Below are 15,715 nucleotides of genomic sequence, written 5' to 3'. Positions count from 1 at the left end.
CAGGGGGGTTCGGTGAATTAACAACCAAAATATCCTTTTTTGATAGTTAACTATATTAATTTATGATTGTTTTAATACTTGTATTCACTTGGTCGATTAACCACTGGGTAAAAATATCTGCTGCACTCTTAGGCTTGATGGGTTTTACCGACAATAAATAATACGCTGAGCCATCTTGCATAAACCCATCTGGAGCACAAAGTTGCTTCGATTTAACTTCATCAGCGACCATCAAAAATGATGCCAATGCGACACCTTGCCCTGCTAATGCGGCTTGAATACATAGATAAAAATGTTCATAAGTGATTACCTTATTCCCTTGAAAAGATACCCCTTTCATTTTCTGCCAAGTTTGCCATGCATTTGGCCGCGACGCTGTTGATAACAATGTCGCGTCGCCAATTCCCCCTGCAAAATCTATTTCGGGCCTAATAACCACCCCCATATGTTCAGAGCACACTTTTACCGAACTAATGTACATATCCCATGTGAAATCATTTCGTCTAAGCGCTAAATCAACATTGGTTTTAGTAAAATCAATAGGCCCTCCAGCGGCAACCAAGTGCACCGTAATATCTGGATAATGTTGATAGAAATCAGTCAACCGAGGAATTAACCACTTCATCGCAATCGTCGGCTCACAAGATAAACTTACCACATTAGAGGTGTTATTTGCGGTGATTTTTTCGACACTTTCTCGCAATTGCTCAAATATAGAAGTGGTTGTTTGTAGTAATAATGCCCCTTCTGCAGTTAAAAAAACAGCTCGGTTTCTGCGCTCAAATAGCTCGACATTAAGGTGTTCTTCCAATAAACGAATTTGCCGGCTAATTGCGCTGTGAGTGACATTTAACTCTTCGGCAGCTTTAACAAAGCTGCCTGCTTTAGCGGCAGCGTCAAAAAAACGTAATGAAGTTAAAGGTGGTAGTTTCATATAGGTAATAAAAACTGACAGATTTATGTCAGGATAAATCGCTTTTTAGTTTTAATCAATCTATTGATAATAAAAAATAATAAGCCAGCTGAGAAAGATAAAACAAAGACTTTTCAGTAAGTTTTTATTACTCATTTAGGGAATTAATATGAATGAAATTATTGCTGTTGCCACTATTACGATTTTGGCCGTTATTAGTCCAGGCCCCGATTTTGCTATGGTGACGCGCAGTAGCTATACCTATGGGGTTAAGACAGGGTTAATTTGTGCGTTAGGTATTGCTATCGGTGTACAAGTACATGTTTTTTATACTATTTTCGGCATTACAGTGATCATTATGAGTTCACCCACTTTATTTTTAGTGGTGAAACTTCTTGGTGTTTTTTATTTGGTTTATATAGGTTTTAAGTCATTTATAAATAAAACAAAGATAACAACAGGTGCTTCCCAAGGTCAGTCGCTATCACATTTTGTCGCGTTTAAAACGGGCTTTTTAACTAATGCGTTAAACCCCAAAACAATGTTTTTTGTTGTTTCTGTCTATAGCCAAGTCATCCAAGTGAATAACTCTGTTTGGTTAAACCTAGGCTACGGGTTATTTATCTCTTTTGCCCATTTAGTCTGGTTTAGTTTAATCGCCCTATTTTTTGCAACCCCAACTGTACGTAATAAAGTACTTAACTACCAACTTGTGATGGATAAGGTTATTGGTCTTTTACTTATCGTGTTAGGGTTATCTTTGTTGTTTTTCAACGTGAGCTAATTTTGCGTTGGCTTGCCAGTCACTGTTGATAATATTCATTGACCATTTTCGCCAACTCAATCACATCCTCAGGAATATTGAGTTTGGCGAGTTGCTCATATGCAACCCATTTGAATGGCGCAATGGGAGGCTGTGCTGGCGACAATAATTCGCACAAATACACCATATCAATATGCCAATGATCCCCTTGCGTTTTATCAGCAATAAATTCTTTTAAAATCGCGAGAGGTAAAGGCAATACTTGTGTCGGAGGAACCCCCTTTACCTTTGATTTAAAAGGATAACTACAATCAATAACCTTGCATTCCAACCCCGTTTCTTCAAGAACCTCTCGAAAAACAGCCTGCTGTGGTTCTTCATTCGCTTCAATATGGCCACCGGGGGGTAACCAAAACCCTAATTTACGATGTTCATGTAATAAAAACTCACCTTTATCATTACGGATCATCGCAGTAGCTGTATAGTGCTTCACTTCATTATTCATTTTATAACCATTCTTTTATTAGATTAACAACGCGCTACCTTCCAGTCATAAGGCATTAACTGTGCTAATGTCACTTGCATATCATCACTCACACCCACAATCGTTTCTTTATTTTTATCCGACAGTTGGGTAAGAAGCTCACGGCATCGTCCACAAGGAGGTACGATACAACCTGATGAGTCAACAGCAACAATAGCTTTAATTACTGACTTACCTTCCTTTAACATATCAGCGACAGCAGCGTGCTCAGCGCAAAAACCCAATGAGCATGCTGAATCAATGCTCACACCACTATAAATTTCACCATCTTCTGTTTCTAATGCAGCTGCTACATGCCCGCTTTCTATATACCCATTAAAGGTTGCGGGCTTTGCATAATTTTTAGCAATTTCTATTAGATGTTTTAGCATAAATAACCCCAGATTTATCTTTTAATTCAACACTATTAAAAACTAATCGAATAAAAACCATCAAGTTTTTCGTGCGTTATTGTAAGCCTAGTCACAACAATATCACTTGATGTTGTAGGTTAATGATTATTACAACATAGGACGTTATTATCTGTGCTGTTGCGAAAAAATAACCTATAACAGATTTTCGCACTATTGGAGCGACCCAGACTTAATATTTACCCTACATTTGTTACTTCACCAATTAGATGATGGACACGCTATATCGTTGCGAAACCCTAGGTACATACTGGGAATTGCCACATAAAAACGTATAACCATAACAAAAATAAAGTGATAAGTTATATTTATAGGCAAATATTCAGTCTACTAGACGCCCTTTCACCATTACTTATATTATCTGCTCAATAGGGATGCTATGCACTTTATCGTCGTTACACCTCAGGACACACAACTTATTGAACAAATTAGCAGTGCCTTACATCATGAATGGCGGCATTTACCCCCGTGGGAAAATATTTCTGCCATTCGTATGCGGCTAATAGAACGCTGTAGTCATGACAACCCGCAAATACTATCTTGTTATGCGGATAAAAATGGCAATCTCCTTGCTACTGCAAGTACTATTTTGCATGAATTAACGGGTGTCCACCAAGCTACTTGGTGGCTAGGCGAAGTGCTCACAGTCCCTGAAGCCCGCGGACATAAAATGGGCAGTAAACTTATTGAAGAATTATATAACTACTATCACAACCTGATAGGCCAAAGCCTTTACTTATACACTCCGGATATGCAGCAACTCTATCGTCGAATGGGCTGGAAAGATGTCGAGGAACGGATAGTGAACCATGAGCAGGTTACAGTGATGAAACGTTAGTCTCCATAAAAATAGCCGATATACCATCGGCTATTAGTAGGTAGTAGGATAATTTATCCCTATGCGGTTAAAGCCAGTTTCACACCAAACATTAGAAACACGGCACCAATACAGCTATTGGAAAATTTGGATAATTTTTTATTGTGTTTCACCATATTAGTCACTGCAACTGCACCAAAAATTAGTAATGATAAATAAATCATACTGCAAGTTTCTAAAATGAGGCCCAGAATGAAAAATGGCACTCCAGCGCTTGGGTAAGCAGGGTCTATAAATTGGATAAAGAACGACACATAAAAAATGATCATTTTGGGGTTAAGTAAACTTAAAAAGACGGCTTTTTTAAATGTCCCTTTAGTGGCAAGGACAATAGAATCAACATCACCCGCCGTGTCTTTTTTATGTAGAACGCTATAGAGTGTTTTAATCCCTAAATAAAATAAATAAGCTGCCCCTGCATATTTTATGACGCTAAAGAATATAGGAGAGGTTTTCACCAATGAAGCGACACCCAAAAATGATAAAAATATGAGTACAGCATCACCAGTAAAAACACCTAACGCTGCTTTATAACCATTTTTTACGCCATATTTTGCACTGCTCGTTAAAACAAATAAAGAATTAGGGCCGGGTACCAGAGTAATAAATATTACACCAATAAGATAAGTCCATAAGTTTGTAATACCGAGATTTTCAAGCATAGTAAACCTGCTAACTCTATAAAAGTTATAACAAAAAATTCACATTCTTTCTTAATGATTACTATGATACAGATCTTCTGTTTTATATGAAAGATATCACTAATTAATAATTTTAATATGGATTTATCATCTACATATAAATAAAAAATCAGCTTAACCAATGAGTCTCTGGCATCTAAAACGGAATATAAAACCAGAGAGGTTACCCTATTCAGTGGCGTGCTGAAAATAAATTACTAGCGTGTTTTTATGCTTACATTTCATAATTAATTGGAGTTTTAAACTTTTTATGGCCATCTATTAGCAGTAGTGATTAAGTTTGTATTTCAAGATATAACATAACAGCCTGTATTACATAAAAGTAGCTATGGCACTAACATCTATTTATTAAACACCCTATATAAATTAGTATTCCAAATGCCATCTTTCTGCTTATTAGTTGTTATTAAAATAATGCTATCAATAAGTCGCTTAATAAAAATAGCTCATAAACGACTCACTTTTGGGAATGCTATGGAAAGTACCCATTACTTTCATTTACAAGGCCTTGGTGGGCTTGAAATGATCAATGGCACGTAATCAGGTGGATATAAAAGAGCAATCTTGTTTTATCCCATTGAGTTATAAGTCTTTAATATAAATTATATTGCTATAATTATTTTTACTCATAATAGGTATATATCTACATGTATTCTCAACAACATCACTCATGGCAAAAAGCAATGATGAACGGCGCTGTTCACACTGCCCCTCTCAACCTTGCCGTTATTCCATGGGGAGTCCTCGCTGGCTCTATGGCTGTCGAAACAGGGCTTGATTTTTGGCAAAGTCTTGCCATGTCAGCCATGGTATTTGCTGGTGCTGCTCAATTAGTTACACTTGGGTTACTTAATTCTGGTGCTGGTTATATCACGATTATTATCTCGGTTTTCTTTATTACTTCTCAACACTTACTATATGGGTTGACACTGCGACCCCAAGTTAAAGACTTTACAACGCCTCAGCGCCTTAGTATCGGCTTCTTACTGACAGATGAGTTATTTGCGATTAGTGCAGCAAAACGCCAGAGTTTAAGTTTTCCTTATCTCTTTGGTGCAGGTTTTAGTTTTTATCTGGTTTGGTTAATTACCAGTCTTTGCGGGATTGCGATGGCCAATATTGTGGGCGATTTAAGTCGATTACATCTTGATTTTTCTGTGGTTGCAACTTTGCTCGCAATCGTCGTTCCATTAACAAGAAAAATAAGTACACTTTGCGGAGTTATCTTTTCACTCGTTGTCGCTATCATACTTTCAATGTACTCCTTCAGTAGTGCTATTGTTATCGCAGGCGTTGGTGGGATGTTTGTCTCTGTCGCAGTTTCACGTTTATTGAAGGAGGAAAAATGATCTGGTTGTTAATTATTAGCTTAACCGCTATTGTTTTTACTCTGCGCTATATTTTTCTAATCCCCCAATTACCAATACGGTTACCCCTTGTCGTTCGTCAAGCTTTGAGCTATTCGGCTCCCTGCTTATTGACCGCTATTTGCGCACCTGTAATTTTGCTAGAAAACCATGAGATTCGCAGCTTCCCAGACAACCCTTACCTTTGGGGTGCTCTCTTTTGTGTGGTCGTAGCTTCAGTGCTTAAAAATATGCTATTAACCGTTGGGCTTACCTTAGTCTTTTTCTATTCCCTTATTTATTTTATGGGCTAGATAACACTACATGGGGTAAAGCATCGTTCAGTGCTTTGCTTTATCCTGTTATTCCCTCATAATAGCCACCTCGTCATCGCAAGTTTCTTTTCAAACAATATCTTGTCAGCGTTGTCACGGTAACCATTAATGCAAACAATATGATTGCGTTAATTAATTTTATAAATAATGGATAAAATACAACCATGCTTAATAATTATGTTTTACGTAGTATTCGCTATATGTTGGACTTGAGCGATGCTCAGATGGTTAATATCGTAAAACTAGCAGAGCTCACAATTTCAAAAGAAGACATGGTGAGTTGGTTAAAGAAAGATACAGACCCTGAATACATTGAATGTAATGATAATGTAATGGGGCATTTTTTGAATGGGCTGATTTATTATCGCCGTGGTAAAGATGAAAGTCGTCCTGCACCTGAAATCGATACTCGTTTAAACAATAATATTATTCTCAAAAAATTACGTGTCGCTTTTGAACTAAAAGACACTGATATGATTGAAATTTACCAACTCGCTGACTTTCGTGTTTCAAAACCCGAACTAAATGCCATTTTTCGTAAACCCGGGCATAAAAACTACCGTGAATGTGGAGACCAGCTACTTCGTTACTTTCTAAAAGGCCTCACAACGCGTTTTCGAGGCGATAAATAGCCTTTACCAATGGCTATTTTTTAATCTTTCATTTTACACCTTACTGACAATTGTCTATAATAAATAAGACAAATGTCAGGAGGTATTCAATGAGAAACTATATTCCAGCACTCCCAACCCAACCCACCACGCCACCTTTTAAGCCCCTATGGCGCTTTGCTGGCCTACCCGCAGAACGTGGTATCGAACTCACTCATTTCCTACGACAAGGTCTTTCCGTTACGGTGTTAGACAACATTCAAGAATGGTCTGGCATCAGCAAATCTGAATTACTCCGTATTTCAGGTATTAATGAGCGCAATGTGGCAAGGCGTAGAAATGCAGGTCAGCCACTCAATGCCGATGAAAGTGAAAGAATTGCTCGCTTAGTGCGTGTATTTGATGCCGCTGTACGCTTATTCAATGGTGATAAGTCAATGGCAAGTGATTGGTTGAATCACCCCGTGAAAGGCTTAGGACATACGCGCCCTATAGAGTTGATTGCCACTGAAAGTGGTGCTCTTGAAGTTATCGACCTTATTGGCCGCATTGAACACGGTGTTTTTTCATGATTTTATATCGTTTGATTAAATCTGACTTTGCTCATGATGCGTGGTCCGGTCAAGGTGCTAGGTTATACGGTGGGCGCTGGAACCATAAAGGTACGCCCGCTATCTACACATCAACAAGTATTTCATTAGCTGCTTTAGAAATTCTCGTTCATATAAACCAAGATACCGTGCTTAATCATTTCACTTTATTATCAATTGAGATCAACGATAGGTATGTGATGAAGCTGTCAGTAGAGCATCTCCCTGATGATTGGCAGCGTGACCCAGCACCTACCTCCACAATGGACATAGGCACAACCTGGTTAACGAACCAAGACAGCCTAGCCTTAATTGTCCCTTCTTGTATTATTCCTTATGAATACAATGCCATTATTAACCCTATGCACCCGCAATTTCAAAAAGTGACCCAAACCATTAAGCCCCTCGACTTTACTTTTGACCCACGATTTAACCGGTAGTGAGCTTGTTATATTTGCTGTAATAAATAATTTAAAAACGCAGCTATCTTTGGTGATAATGCACTGCGACTGGCATAAACAGCACGTAACTCAATAGGTGCAGGTTTTATATCACCAAATTCAATCAACTCAAGTACCCCTTGCTGTATTTGCTCACGACAAGCCTCTAACGATAAAATCGCGTAACCTACGCCGTTTGCCGCAGCGGCATTAGCAAGTAACCCACTGTTAACCCGATATGTGCTGTTTATTACTACTTTTTGCTGGCGGTCATGTGCATCAATAAATATCCACGGCTGCCCTTGTAAAGCGCTTAAACTTGAAATGCAAGGCACACTAGCCAAATCAGCCACTGTAGAAGGTTTCCCCGTTTTTTCAATTAATTTTGGTGATGCGACTACCGCACTTGGCCATGATTTAATTAACCGTGAGTGATAACTACTGTCTTCGAGATGGCCCCGATGAAAAGTCAGCAATAAATCAATATCGTCACTGATAACATCTTGTGGTGTTAATTGAGTATCACAATGGATATTTAGTTGGGGATGCAATAATGCAAATTTTGCGAGTAAATCAGCCAATAATAAACTACCAGACTCACTGGGAATAGTCAGCCTCAATGTCCCTGTGAGCGCTTGAGGGTGACAAATTCTCTGGACGACTTGCTCCAATTCATCTACTAGTTTTTGGCTTTGAGCAAATAATATATTACCGGCCTCGGTTAAACGCATTTGCCGCGTTGTTCGCTCAATTAATTGGCTATTTAGTTGATGTTCCAGTTGTTTAATATAACGGCTTACATTTGATGTAGGCATGGAAAGCTGCTTTGCCGCATTCACAAAATTCCCTTGAGTGGCTACCGCAATAAAAACTTTCAATAAATTCAGGTCAACCGTCATATTTCCTCCATGCTCCACAACATATGAGCCTGAACTAATAACATTAACAATAACCGAAATCCATTATTTTTTGATAACGAGAAGCGAGCAATGTGTCTATATCTAATTGAGTTAATTCAGCTAAATCGACCAATAACTGCTGCTTTAAGTGCTCGGCTGCCAATGTATAGTCACGGTGTGCTCCTCCCATTGGCTCAGGTATAATTCTATCGATAATTCCGAGGTCTTTTAATCTAGGAGCTGTCATCCCCATCACTTCCGCGGCTATTTGGGCTTTTTGTGCATCTTTCCATAAAATAGATGCGCACCCTTCCGGTGATATTGCTGCATAAGTACTGTATTCCAGCATATTTATTCTGTCCCCTACACCTATCCCTAATGCACCACCTGAACAGCCTTCCCCTGTTATCACACAAATGATCGGTGTTTTTAAACGAGACATTTCGATAATATTTCGGGCAATAGCTTCAGCTTGCCCTCGTTCTTCCGCACCAACACCCGGATAGGCCCCTGCTGAATCAATGAAAATAATGACGGGTAACTGAGAGCGTTCCGCCATTTTCATTAAACGCAATGCTTTTCGATACCCCTCTGGTGAGGGCATTCCAAAGTTGCGCATCACTTTTTCTTTCGTTGTACGCCCTTTTTGTTGGCCAATAACCATCACAGGCTTACCGTCTAAACGCGCGAGCCCGCCTACCATTGCTTTATCATCAGCAAATGCGCGATCACCTGCAAGCTCTTGAAACTCAGTAAATATTAATGGGATATAATCTAAGGTATAAGGCCTTAATGGGTGCCTAGCTAACTGAACAACCTCCCATGCACCAAGTGATGAAAATATTGTTTTAGTCAATGAGAGGCTTTTTTTCTTTAATAATTGGATTTCTTCATCGAGTTTAATTTCAGATGGGCGGCCTTTTTGTTTAAAGGCGATCAAAGCTGCTATTTTTTCGTTAAGTTCAATAATCGGTTTTTCAAACGCCAAAAAATGAGTTGTCATAATTTCCCTAAAATCGTTACTACAATTTTAGCAGTGTAATCAGATTAGCCATCCCATTCTATGCTTGAAATTAGGATTCATTATTATCAAAAGTGGGATAATATAATCAGGGTCCTTTTTTCTTTAACTGGTTTAATTTTAAACGACTTGCCATAATCTTTTGGAAGTTAGGGCATAAAAAATGATTCTCTTCAGGGCAATTAGCAATATGTAAAATACCATTTTTTAAAACTGACAGACTTTGCAGGGTTTGTTCAATCTCATCCGCTTTTGCCAGTAAACTTTCTCGTTCAATTTTAGGGCCCCCTTTATGGTTTAGCATTTCAGCTATTTCTTCAAGTGAGAACTTTGCCTCCTGCCCTAGCGAAATCAAAGATAAACGGGTTATAACTTCTTTGCCATGATAAACCCGTTTTAGCCCTTTTCTGCCTATCGGTTTAATTAACCCTCTTTCCTCATAATAACGAAGTGTAGAGGGTGCCAAACCTGATAACTGGCTAACTTGGGAAATATCTAGCTCATCATACATAAAATAATAACCCGTTATGCAATAAAAATTCATGATTAAATAACTACATCAACTAGTTATGCAACATCTAATTCCTGGCGTAATAATACCGTAATGCAACCGTTCATAAATATTTCACGGTCGACAACATAGCCTACTTTTTCAGCAACACGCAAAGACGCTATATTTCTCGGCTCAATAAAACAAATTGATTGCTTATGTTTTTTTTGTTTTTTTAACCACATTAGAGCGGCGCTCATCGCCTCGCTTGCATAACCTTGACCTTGAAATTCAGGTGCTATTACCCAACCAGCTTCAGGGACCCCTTTAACTTTAGGCTCAACCATGCGGTGAAAATCAGCAAAGCCTAAATCCCCTATATACTGCCTCGTGTTTTTTTCGCGCACAGCCCAATAACCAAACCCCAGTAATGGCCACAGCCCTCCATACGCAAGCATTCTCATCCACGATTCACGCTCTGAAGATGGAACGCCACCAATATGGCGTACCATAGATTCTGTTGCCCATAACTTGGTCAGTGCAGGAAAGTCACTTACCTGATGTTTGGATAAAATCAACCTATCCGTTTCAATTTCTGGTATCAAATTCATAGATGGCATCTCCTTGCTATCTAAATGGCGGTTCATCAAAAGTTCTTAATTTCCTAGAATGTAATTTATCCCCTTCTTGCCTTAATAAATCAATAGCACGAATACCTATTTGTAAGTGTTCGGATATCGCTCCTTCATAAAAACTATTGGCTTGTCCCGGTAATTTAATTTCACCATGCAGAGGTTTATCTGAAACGCAAAGCAGTGTGCCATAAGGTACTCGGAAACGATAACCTTGCGCTGCGATTGTTGCACTTTCCATATCCACCGCGACCGCACGGCTTAAACTAAACCGACGTGCGGTTGCAAAAAAACGCAGTTCCCAGTTTCTATCATCTGTGGTAACTACCGTTCCAGTACGTAGCCGCTGTTTGACCAACTCACCAGGCATATTACTTACCTGTTTTGTTGCATCATAAAGAGCACGCTGAACCTCTGCGATACTTGGAATAGGAATATCTGGCGGTAATACATCATCTAAAATATGGTCATCACGTAAATAAGCATGAGCTAACACATAATCACCAATTTTTTGGCTTTCCCGTAAACCACCACAATGACCAATCATTAGCCAGGTATGTGGCCTTAATACAGCAAGGTGATCACAAATGTTTTTTGCATTTGAAGGGCCAACGCCAATATTCACTAATGTGATACCAGAGCCATCTTTTGCAATCAGATGGTATGCAGGCATTTGGAACTTTTTCCATGTTAAATCGGAAGTTGCAATTTGTGGGTCTGCATTTTCATCCGTTAAATAATTGTGACCAACACAAGACAAAGCAATATAGCGGCTTTCAGGGTCTCGAATTTGTTCGCATGCCCAGCTCACAAATTCATCCACATAACGGTTATAGTTCGTAAATAAAATATAAGGTTGGACGTGCTCAGGCGGTGTACCCGTGTAATGTTTTAAGCGCGCTAACGAGAAATCTACCCGCAACGCATCAAAATGCGATAATGGCATTTCATCAGTTATTGGGTTTAAACCATCCGTAATATCGTCACTAATATGTGATAAGTCTGTAATCGGAAAATGTGCAGCAAGACGACTGCTCATACTACGGTCTAGGACTAAATCTGAACCATCAATCACAAATGGGTAGGGAATTTCTGTTTTGGATGGGCGAACCGTAAAAGATACATCATAGTCTTGTTGTAAAATAGAAAGCTGCTCAACTAAATAAGCCCGAAATAGTTCTGGTTGAGTTATCGTGACAGTATAATTACCGCGTTTAACAAAGCGTGCATAAGCACGTGTTTTTTCACAGTGATCAACTTCCCCTAACCATGTTACGCATAGCTCTGGGTAGGCAAATAAACCATTTTCCCGTTCAGCATTTTCAGGTATGCGGCCATCTTTAACATAAATAGCGATTGCATCTCGTAATGAATCAATTGCATTTGTATATAACAATGAAAGTTTATCCAATACCTCTTCAATTGATAAATTTTCATATTTCTGACATTTATCCAAAGACACACACAACTCCTTATCAGACGAAGTAATCTCCCGATAACATAGTGTATGGAGGCTAAGGTTGCAAAATATATCGCTGTTATTGTATGGCTAATGACAGAACTAGTGGCAAGGTAAAAACCGCCATCACAGTTTGTAATGTAATAATACCTGCCATTAATTGGCTATCACCATTCAATTGCCTAGTCAGAATATAAGCTGTTGGCGCAGTTGGAATAGCAAAAAAAATAACTAATAAAAGAGTTTCAAATTCAGGTAAGGAAAATAAATATGCGATTGATACCGCCAATACTGGCATCGCTAATAAACGTATCAATGTTGAGATAATCAAAGGCTGGAATTCTCTTCTTAAGGTTGCCGTTTGCAAAGCGCCCCCAATGCATATCAACCCTAATGGTAAACTGGACGCCGCCAATAATTTTAATAATTGGCCAGACCCAAATGGCAAACCAATAGGGGATAAATTCAATAGAATACCGACCAAACAAGAGATAATTAATGGGTTTTTAATGATCGGGAATAGAATTTGCTTTATCGATATTTTCTCACCTGATGTTAGGGAAAGTACCGCAATCACATTACAACTAGGGACAAGAATTGCCATTATTACCGCAGCAATTGCAACCCCTTCTTGACCAAATAAATCAGCTATTATTGCCAAGCCTAAGTAGGTGTTAAAACGCGTGATCCCTTGAATATAAGCACCGAAGCGCGGAACCGTAATTTTGAATAAATATTTACATAGCAAAACTAAAAATGAACTTGCCCCTAAGATACAGAATATTGCACTGGCAAGGAAAGTTAATTTAGGGTTATCTAGCGGTGCACTGGCCAAACTATTAATCAACAATGCAGGGAATAGGATAAAATAGTTAAGTTTTTCAGCACTCGGCCAGAAATCATTAGAAAATAAACTTGTACGACGTAAGATAAACCCAATTGCTATTAACGCAAATAAGGGCCATAACACCAATAAAATCTTTTCCATGATAAGTTAATTTATTCAATGAGCTAGCTAAACATGGCAGAAGCTTATCGTTAATGCAATGTTATGGTTAGGTAAAAAAAGCGGTATTGTGAATATCCGTTTTTGTAAGAAGGTTTTTTCATTAAAACTAGAAATATCTCACATTTCCTATTCTTAAATAGTTTTATTTTCTCCGCTAATCTCACTGACAACACAAAACGGTATCCCTCCGCATTATTCAACCTCATATCACAGTACTAATTTATAAATATTGTTTGCTTACAACCTAAAGTTTATGTATTTTTATGCACTATAAATGCATAAATAAAGAGGCTGTAATGATGTTTAAAAAATTAGTTTTTGCGGGATGCCTGACACTCGCGGCTTTTGCAGGGAATGTTTACGCTAAAGAAAGTTATACGGTCGGTGCTGGTGGTACATACCGCCCTTTTGAATTTGAAAATAGCCAAAAACAACTGGAAGGTTTTGATATCGATATTATTAAAGCTATAGCGGAAGTTGAAGGTTTTGATGTGAAGTTAATCAATACCCCTTGGGAAGGTATTTTTGCAACTTTATCCTCAGGTGATCGGGACATTTTAATTTCCGGTATCACTATCACAGATAAACGTAAAAATATGGTCGATTTTTCCAACCCTTATTTCCCAGCAGAACAAGCTATCGTTATCAGCGAGTCCTCCAATGTGACTGACCTGAACAGCTTAAAAGATCTCAATGTTGGCGTGGTCAATTCCAGTACGGGGGATATTGTAGTCTCTGAAGTTATTGGCAAAAATAGTACCTCAATCAAACGGTTTGATAATACCCCTCTTCTACTACAAGAACTATTTGAAGATGGTATTGATGCAGCAGTCGGCGATGTGGGTGTGATTAAGTTTTATATCAAAACACACCCAGAGAAAAAATTTAAGCTGATCTACGATAACCATTTTGAAAAACAATATTTCGGTATTGCGGTGGCTAAAGGCAATAGTGAATTACAACAAAAAATCAATAATGGTTTAAACAAAATTGTTGAGAACGGAACTTATAACAAAATTTACCAAAAATGGTTTGATGAGAACGTTCCGCAACTGCCAAAACAATAATAGTAGAATTTAAAGCCATCGTTGGGTGGCTTTTTCGCGATATAAATCAGGGTGATAATTAAGATGTCTGCGTTTCGTTGGGAAATAATCGAAGAATATGCCCCTTTGTTTGCCGAAGGCGCTATGATGACTATCAAAGCAACCATCATATGCGTTATTTTAGGCTCACTTTGGGGATTAACATTAGGTTTAGGAAGAACAGCTAAAGCTGAACAAGGGATCTGGAAACCTGTTTTACACTATTTCGTTCAATGGCCTGTCCGTTTCTATGTAAGTGCATTTCGTGGCACACCTCTGTTTGTACAAATAATGGTCGTCCATTTTGCCTTAGTACCGCTTTTTATTAACCCACGTGATGGCTTATTAGTCACATCAGGGATTATGTCCATCGATACTGCGCGTATGTTACGCTCTGATTACGGTGCATTTTTATCATGTGTAATCGCAATTACGCTAAACTCAGGAGCTTACGTCTCTGAAATATTCAGAGCCGGTATTCAATCCATTGATAAAGGGCAAATGGAAGCCTCCCGAGCGCTTGGTATGAGCTGGGCTAAAACAATGCGAAAAGTTATCTTGCCTCAAGCTTTCCGCAGGATCCTTCCGCCATTAGGGAACAATGCCATTGCAATCGTTAAGGATTCATCCCTTGCATCAGCTATCGGTTTAGCCGACCTTGCTTATGCAGCAAGAACCGTTTCCGGTGCTTACGCAACCTATTGGGAACCGTATTTAACCATATCAGTAATTTATTGGATGCTGACATTTATACTTGCTCAGCTTGTGCAATATATGGAAAAAAGGTTGGGCAGAAGTGATTTACGTTAATGATTTACAAAAAAAATTTGGTAATACCCATGTATTACGAGGCATTTCATGTGAAGTTCAACCACAAGAAGTTATTTGTATCATTGGGCCTTCAGGCTCAGGGAAAAGTACCTTTTTACGTTGCTTAAATGCATTAGAACGTCCTGATGGCGGCGAAATAAAAGTTAATGGGTTTAACGTCCATGACCCTAAAACTGATTTAAATAAAATGCGTGAAAATATAGGTATGGTTTTTCAGCGTTTTAATTTATTCCCTCATATGACCGTACTTGAAAACCTGATGATGGCGCCGACATTGGTCAAAGGACTAAAAAAGGATCAGGCACTTAAGCAAGCTGAGCAATTACTCGCCAAGGTTGGGTTATTAGACAAAATTGATGCATGGCCTGCGAGTTTATCCGGTGGGCAACAACAACGAGTAGCTATAGCTCGCGCCTTAGCCATGCAACCGTCAATTTTATTATTTGATGAACCCACCTCAGCGCTTGACCCTGAGCTAGTGGGAGAAGTTCTAGCAGTCATGAAAACTTTAGCCAATGAAGGAATGACGATGGTTATCGTTACTCATGAAATGGGGTTTGCACGGGAAGTTGCTGACCGCGTTATCTTTATCGATCAAGGCATCATCCAAGAACAAGGTAGCCCTGAACAAATTTTCAACTCCCCGACAAACCCACGTACTGCAGAATTTTTAAGTAAGGTACTCTAGGCATCACGCCTGCTTATAATTGACTAAGCAGGCTATTCCGATAGTCAGGGTTACCTGTGATAGATAAGCTA

At 38.8% G+C, this 15,715-nt stretch carries 20 protein-coding genes; 10 read left to right on the top strand and 10 right to left on the bottom strand.

The window, feature by feature from the left end:
- Window positions 1–55 precede the first annotated feature (55 nt).
- Window positions 56–934 (bottom strand): LysR family transcriptional regulator, encoded by an 879-nt coding sequence (locus ACIPUA_RS13470; RefSeq protein ID WP_449059778.1) that lies wholly within the window; start codon window positions 932–934, stop codon window positions 56–58.
- 148 nt (window positions 935–1,082) lie between these two features.
- Here ACIPUA_RS13470 and ACIPUA_RS13465 point away from each other — a divergent pair, with 148 nt between their 5' ends.
- A complete protein-coding gene (locus ACIPUA_RS13465; protein ID WP_071548077.1) occupies window positions 1,083–1,697 on the top strand; it encodes a LysE family translocator in 615 nt (204 codons plus the stop codon).
- Window positions 1,698–1,716: 19 nt separating this feature from the next.
- Here the strand turns inward: ACIPUA_RS13465 and ACIPUA_RS13460 are convergent, their stop codons facing one another.
- Complete coding sequence (locus ACIPUA_RS13460; protein ID WP_042843800.1) at window positions 1,717–2,181, bottom strand: NUDIX hydrolase; 465 nt, start codon at window positions 2,179–2,181, stop codon at window positions 1,717–1,719.
- 23 nt (window positions 2,182–2,204) lie between these two features.
- Complete coding sequence (locus tag ACIPUA_RS13455; RefSeq protein WP_042843801.1) at window positions 2,205–2,591, bottom strand: cytidine deaminase family protein; 387 nt, start codon at window positions 2,589–2,591, stop codon at window positions 2,205–2,207.
- Window positions 2,592–3,009: 418 nt separating this feature from the next.
- On the opposite strand from ACIPUA_RS13455, the gene ACIPUA_RS13450 reads away from it, so the two are divergent.
- A complete protein-coding gene (locus ACIPUA_RS13450) occupies window positions 3,010–3,468 on the top strand; it encodes a GNAT family N-acetyltransferase (protein ID WP_042843802.1) in 459 nt (152 codons plus the stop codon).
- 59 nt (window positions 3,469–3,527) lie between these two features.
- Here the strand turns inward: ACIPUA_RS13450 and leuE are convergent, their stop codons facing one another.
- Window positions 3,528–4,169: a leucine efflux protein LeuE gene (leuE, locus tag ACIPUA_RS13445; protein WP_048607183.1), complete on the bottom strand. Its 642-nt coding sequence runs from the start codon at window positions 4,167–4,169 to the stop codon at window positions 3,528–3,530.
- 686 nt (window positions 4,170–4,855) lie between these two features.
- Between leuE and ACIPUA_RS13440 the strand changes: the two genes are divergently transcribed.
- From ACIPUA_RS13440 to ACIPUA_RS13420, 5 genes are all read left to right on the top strand, one after another.
- A complete protein-coding gene (locus ACIPUA_RS13440) occupies window positions 4,856–5,557 on the top strand; it encodes an AzlC family ABC transporter permease (RefSeq protein ID WP_048607181.1) in 702 nt (233 codons plus the stop codon).
- A complete protein-coding gene (locus tag ACIPUA_RS13435; protein WP_042843806.1) occupies window positions 5,554–5,868 on the top strand; it encodes an AzlD domain-containing protein in 315 nt (104 codons plus the stop codon). Before ACIPUA_RS13440 ends, ACIPUA_RS13435 begins: the two co-directional genes overlap by 4 nt.
- Before the next feature lie 185 nt (window positions 5,869–6,053).
- On the top strand, window positions 6,054–6,521 hold the full coding sequence (locus tag ACIPUA_RS13430; RefSeq protein ID WP_449059777.1) for a DUF1456 family protein: 468 nt from the start codon (window positions 6,054–6,056) through the stop codon (window positions 6,519–6,521).
- An 89-nt stretch (window positions 6,522–6,610) separates the two neighbouring features.
- Window positions 6,611–7,072, top strand: coding sequence for a type II RES/Xre toxin-antitoxin system antitoxin (parS, locus tag ACIPUA_RS13425; RefSeq protein ID WP_042843808.1), 462 nt, complete (start codon window positions 6,611–6,613; stop codon window positions 7,070–7,072).
- The gene (locus ACIPUA_RS13420) at window positions 7,069–7,530 is read left to right on the top strand and encodes an RES family NAD+ phosphorylase (protein WP_449059776.1); all 462 of its coding nucleotides are present in this window, start codon (window positions 7,069–7,071) and stop codon (window positions 7,528–7,530) included. The genes parS and ACIPUA_RS13420 overlap by 4 nt, the downstream gene beginning before the upstream one ends.
- Before the next feature lie 8 nt (window positions 7,531–7,538).
- On the opposite strand, the gene ACIPUA_RS13415 is transcribed toward ACIPUA_RS13420, so the two are convergent.
- The 6 genes from ACIPUA_RS13415 to ACIPUA_RS13390 form a co-directional block, all read right to left on the bottom strand.
- Window positions 7,539–8,429, bottom strand: coding sequence for a LysR family transcriptional regulator (locus ACIPUA_RS13415; RefSeq protein WP_042843811.1), 891 nt, complete (start codon window positions 8,427–8,429; stop codon window positions 7,539–7,541).
- Between the two features lie 43 nt (window positions 8,430–8,472).
- Complete coding sequence (gene accA, locus ACIPUA_RS13410) at window positions 8,473–9,432, bottom strand: acetyl-CoA carboxylase carboxyl transferase subunit alpha (RefSeq protein ID WP_449059775.1); 960 nt, start codon at window positions 9,430–9,432, stop codon at window positions 8,473–8,475.
- Window positions 9,433–9,538: 106 nt separating this feature from the next.
- Window positions 9,539–9,961: a helix-turn-helix domain-containing protein gene (locus tag ACIPUA_RS13405; protein WP_042843814.1), complete on the bottom strand. Its 423-nt coding sequence runs from the start codon at window positions 9,959–9,961 to the stop codon at window positions 9,539–9,541.
- Window positions 9,962–10,017: 56 nt separating this feature from the next.
- Window positions 10,018–10,551, bottom strand: coding sequence for a GNAT family N-acetyltransferase (locus tag ACIPUA_RS13400; protein ID WP_226619150.1), 534 nt, complete (start codon window positions 10,549–10,551; stop codon window positions 10,018–10,020).
- Between the two features lie 16 nt (window positions 10,552–10,567).
- Window positions 10,568–12,028, bottom strand: a complete 1,461-nt coding sequence (locus ACIPUA_RS13395) for an AMP nucleosidase (protein WP_042844339.1) — start codon at window positions 12,026–12,028, stop codon at window positions 10,568–10,570.
- Window positions 12,029–12,110: 82 nt separating this feature from the next.
- Complete coding sequence (locus tag ACIPUA_RS13390; RefSeq protein WP_048607173.1) at window positions 12,111–13,019, bottom strand: AEC family transporter; 909 nt, start codon at window positions 13,017–13,019, stop codon at window positions 12,111–12,113.
- 320 nt (window positions 13,020–13,339) lie between these two features.
- Here ACIPUA_RS13390 and ACIPUA_RS13385 point away from each other — a divergent pair, with 320 nt between their 5' ends.
- The 3 genes from ACIPUA_RS13385 (at window position 13,340) to ACIPUA_RS13375 (ending at window position 15,644) form a co-directional block, all read left to right on the top strand.
- Complete coding sequence (locus ACIPUA_RS13385; protein WP_048607209.1) at window positions 13,340–14,107, top strand: basic amino acid ABC transporter substrate-binding protein; 768 nt, start codon at window positions 13,340–13,342, stop codon at window positions 14,105–14,107.
- Window positions 14,108–14,170: 63 nt separating this feature from the next.
- Window positions 14,171–14,935, top strand: coding sequence for an amino acid ABC transporter permease (locus tag ACIPUA_RS13380; RefSeq protein ID WP_042843817.1), 765 nt, complete (start codon window positions 14,171–14,173; stop codon window positions 14,933–14,935).
- Entirely contained in the window at window positions 14,922–15,644 is a 723-nt protein-coding gene (locus ACIPUA_RS13375; protein ID WP_042843818.1) for an amino acid ABC transporter ATP-binding protein, read from the top strand. The genes ACIPUA_RS13380 and ACIPUA_RS13375 overlap by 14 nt, the downstream gene beginning before the upstream one ends.
- Window positions 15,645–15,715: the final 71 nt, after the last annotated feature.

The organism is Providencia sp. AGC89 (assembly GCF_053543535.1).
Note: the sequence above shows the minus strand (reverse complement) of the source record. Positions and strands in the feature narration are given on the sequence as shown.

Bases quoted from the DNA above. Each gene is read 5' to 3' on its own strand.
- accA (WP_449059775.1), bottom strand. From the start codon at position 9,432: ATGACAACTCATTTTTTGGCGTTTGAAAAACCGATTATTGAACTTAAC.
- ACIPUA_RS13405 (WP_042843814.1), bottom strand. From the start codon at position 9,961: ATGTATGATGAGCTAGATATTTCCCAAGTTAGCCAGTTATCAGGTTTG.
- ACIPUA_RS13470 (WP_449059778.1), bottom strand. From the start codon at position 934: ATGAAACTACCACCTTTAACTTCATTACGTTTTTTTGACGCTGCCGCT.
- ACIPUA_RS13390 (WP_048607173.1), bottom strand. From the start codon at position 13,019: ATGGAAAAGATTTTATTGGTGTTATGGCCCTTATTTGCGTTAATAGCA.
- ACIPUA_RS13435 (WP_042843806.1), top strand. From the start codon at position 5,554: ATGATCTGGTTGTTAATTATTAGCTTAACCGCTATTGTTTTTACTCTG.
- ACIPUA_RS13380 (WP_042843817.1), top strand. From the start codon at position 14,171: ATGTCTGCGTTTCGTTGGGAAATAATCGAAGAATATGCCCCTTTGTTT.
- ACIPUA_RS13460 (WP_042843800.1), bottom strand. From the start codon at position 2,181: ATGAATAATGAAGTGAAGCACTATACAGCTACTGCGATGATCCGTAAT.
- ACIPUA_RS13385 (WP_048607209.1), top strand. From the start codon at position 13,340: ATGTTTAAAAAATTAGTTTTTGCGGGATGCCTGACACTCGCGGCTTTT.
- ACIPUA_RS13455 (WP_042843801.1), bottom strand. From the start codon at position 2,591: ATGCTAAAACATCTAATAGAAATTGCTAAAAATTATGCAAAGCCCGCA.
- ACIPUA_RS13400 (WP_226619150.1), bottom strand. From the start codon at position 10,551: ATGAATTTGATACCAGAAATTGAAACGGATAGGTTGATTTTATCCAAA.
- ACIPUA_RS13415 (WP_042843811.1), bottom strand. From the start codon at position 8,429: ATGACGGTTGACCTGAATTTATTGAAAGTTTTTATTGCGGTAGCCACT.
- ACIPUA_RS13450 (WP_042843802.1), top strand. From the start codon at position 3,010: ATGCACTTTATCGTCGTTACACCTCAGGACACACAACTTATTGAACAA.
- leuE (WP_048607183.1), bottom strand. From the start codon at position 4,169: ATGCTTGAAAATCTCGGTATTACAAACTTATGGACTTATCTTATTGGT.
- ACIPUA_RS13440 (WP_048607181.1), top strand. From the start codon at position 4,856: ATGTATTCTCAACAACATCACTCATGGCAAAAAGCAATGATGAACGGC.
- ACIPUA_RS13465 (WP_071548077.1), top strand. From the start codon at position 1,083: ATGAATGAAATTATTGCTGTTGCCACTATTACGATTTTGGCCGTTATT.
- ACIPUA_RS13420 (WP_449059776.1), top strand. From the start codon at position 7,069: ATGATTTTATATCGTTTGATTAAATCTGACTTTGCTCATGATGCGTGG.
- ACIPUA_RS13430 (WP_449059777.1), top strand. From the start codon at position 6,054: ATGCTTAATAATTATGTTTTACGTAGTATTCGCTATATGTTGGACTTG.
- parS (WP_042843808.1), top strand. From the start codon at position 6,611: ATGAGAAACTATATTCCAGCACTCCCAACCCAACCCACCACGCCACCT.